The following is a 2,685-nucleotide window of genomic DNA, read 5'->3' on the forward strand; positions in this document are numbered from 1 at the left end:
ACAAGGCGGAAGTGACGCTTCTGTCCGCCTTTCAGGTTTAAGCGGACGTCCGTGAAGGGTAGGGGAACTTCAGGGTTTGGCCCGAGCTGACCTTAGGGTGAGGCAGATGTGACAACGCTTCTCCAACTGACCACGTCGCCGATTTTGGAAGGCTTATACTGTTAAACCGATCCTGCGGCGGCGAGTGTCGGCCGCAGAGCGGACCATGACCCGAGGAGAAGCAAGGATATCAGACCTCATCGCGCTTGACTGAAAACCCGCGATTAGAGCACAGAGAGCGAGAGTTGCGGCTCGCTCGGGCCGGACGCCGGCATTCAATCATCCCCGCTCCCTGGGTCTGTTCGCCAGTCTGAGGAAATCCACAAAGTATGTCGCTTTCTGTGCTCGTTGGCTTCCTGGTCCTGACGGGAGCCGCTGCCTATGCGCAAACCCTGACAGGCTTCGCCTTCGGCCTCATCACCATGGGTGGGATCGGTCTCACTGGGCTTTTGTCTTTGCCCGATGCTGCAATGATCGTGAGCATGCTGACCTTTGTGAATGCCACGCAGATGCTTTTGAAAGGCTGGCGTGATGTGGCCTGGCATCAATTCGGCCTCGTCATGGCAGCGAGCATTCCGATGCTCTTTGTCGGCTATTGGCTGCTGCAATGGCTTGCTGGAAGTCATATTGATCTTCTGCGCTTACTCCTCGGCTTGGTGATCATCGTCTCGAGCCTGCAACTTGCGCGAAAGCCCGAGCCGCTTCCGGAGCGATCCGGCGATGGATCATTCCTGTTCTTTGGCGGAATTGCTGGCGTGATGGGCGGGATGTTCTCAACCGCAGGCCCGCCGCTCGTTTACCACTTCTACCGTCAGCCGATGCCATTGGTGAAGGTGCGTGAAACCCTGGTGACGGTTTTCGCTTTGAACGCAGTATTCCGTATCGGCCTTGTGGCCGCCTCCGGCGATCTTCCATCGAGCTCGGCCCTGTCCGGGCTTGTGGCCATTCCGGCCGTGATGTGCGCAACCTACGCTGCTCGCCGCTGGCCGCCGCCTTTTTCACCTGTCACGATGCGTCGCATCGTATTCCTCCTCCTGCTCATCTCAGGCATTTCACTTGCCGCCCCTGCCGTCATTCACCTTTTTCAGGTTTCCCTTTAAGAGCGTAGCATTGTCGCTGGCACGCTGACACGTATGGCGGGGCGGGATAGGATAGATACTTGGGTTCTGTTGCAGCTTTGAGCACTCCTACACCTGAGCTATGACATCGACGGGGTTGAGAGGAGCTCGAGGTGGTGCAAAGCAAGCCGAACCCGTTCAAAGGGCGGCAGTTCACGGCGGAGATCATCCTATGGGCGATCCGCTGGTACCTGCAGTTCCCGATCAGCTACCGCGATCTTGCGTACATGCTCTCTGATCGGGGCGTGCAGGTGAACCATACGACTCTCTTTCGCTGGATCCAGGCTTATGCACCCGAACTCGACAGGCGCGTCCGACCGCATCTCCGGATGACGAACGGCTTGTGGCGTGTGGACGAAACATACATTCGGGTGAAGGGTGACTGAGCTATGACGGATTTTAGGTGATGGGGCCGATCAGGCGACGTTGTGTGATGGCATCGGAATGATCTCGGTGCCGTCCTGGAATTTGACACCCGCGATCACCTTCGGCAACTGGTTTTCGCCCATCAACCGCCGCCAGCTTTTCGCGGCTGCCATCACCAGCGTGAAGACCATCAGTCGGGCGGTGGTCGGCGACAGCGAGCCCTTGGTGCGTACGGTTCGGTGCCTCACCGTCGCGAACACACTTTCGATGGGGTTCGTAGTCCGCAGGTGGATCCAATGCTCGGCGGGCCAGTCGAAGAAGGCCAGCAGCGCCCGCTGGTCCTTGCGCACGCACTCCACAGCTTTCGGATAGCGGGCGCCATAGGCATCCTCGAACAGATCAACGGCGACCTCGGCCTGGGCGCGGGTGGGCGCGAGATAGATCTCGCGCAGGGCTGTCTTCATGGCCGGCTGCACCGATTTCGGCACCTTGTTGAGCACGTGAGCCGTCTTGTGCAGCCAGCAGCGTTGATGATGCGTGCCCGGAAAGAGTTCGTCGAGCGCCTTCCAGAAGCCAAGCGCGCCATCCCCGACGGCCATCCGGGGCGGAATCGACAGGCCCCGCCGCTTGATCTCGACAAGCAGCTCGCGCCAGCTCTGAGCGCTCTCGCGCACGCCGGCCTGGAAGCCGACCAGCTCCTTCCGGCCTTCCAGCGTGGCGCCGATCAGCACCAGGATGCATTCGGCCTGATCTTCCATCCGGGCCTGGAGATAGACCCCGTCGGCCCAGACATAGACATAGCGACGAGCCGAGAGATCCGGGGCTTGCCAGCGCTCGTACTCGCCCTGCCACTCGCCCGTCAGTCGGGTAATGGCCGAAGGCGAGAGGTTGGGGGCGTCCTTGCCGAGCAAGGCTGAGAGCGCCTCCTGGAAGTCGCCGGTCGAGAGGCCGCGCAGATAGAGGATCGGCAGCAGCGCATCCAGGCTCTTCGTGCGGCGGGCCCATTTCGGCAGGAGGACCGAGGAAAAGCGGATCCGGTCCTCGCCGGTGGCGCCGCGGTCGCGGATCTTGACCCGGCTGACCTCCACCGGACCGATGCCGGTCTGGATCATGCGCTCGGGGCCGTGCCCATGCCGGACCAGGCGCTCGCGTCCATCCGGCA

At 61.2% G+C, this 2,685-nt stretch carries 2 protein-coding genes and 1 pseudogene; 2 read left to right on the forward strand and 1 reads right to left on the reverse strand.

Annotated features, from left to right (window positions below; all coding sequences use genetic code 11):
* Nucleotides 1-368: 368 nt before the first annotated feature.
* Together ACUXUR_RS26660 and ACUXUR_RS26665 are read left to right on the forward strand one after the other, a co-directional pair.
* Nucleotides 369-1,139, forward strand: a complete 771-nt coding sequence (locus ACUXUR_RS26660) for a TSUP family transporter (RefSeq protein WP_445505368.1) — start codon at nucleotides 369-371, stop codon at nucleotides 1,137-1,139.
* 131 nt (nucleotides 1,140-1,270) lie between these two features.
* Nucleotides 1,271-1,537, forward strand: a pseudogene (locus ACUXUR_RS26665) (IS6 family transposase); the annotation flags it as partial.
* Nucleotides 1,538-1,573: 36 nt separating this feature from the next.
* Here the strand turns inward: ACUXUR_RS26665 and ACUXUR_RS26670 are convergent.
* Nucleotides 1,574-2,685, reverse strand: a 1,112-nt coding sequence (locus tag ACUXUR_RS26670) for an IS256 family transposase (protein ID WP_445505369.1), incomplete at its 5' end; no start/stop codon positions are given.

The sequence above is a fragment of the Microvirga medicaginis genome (assembly GCF_052658925.1).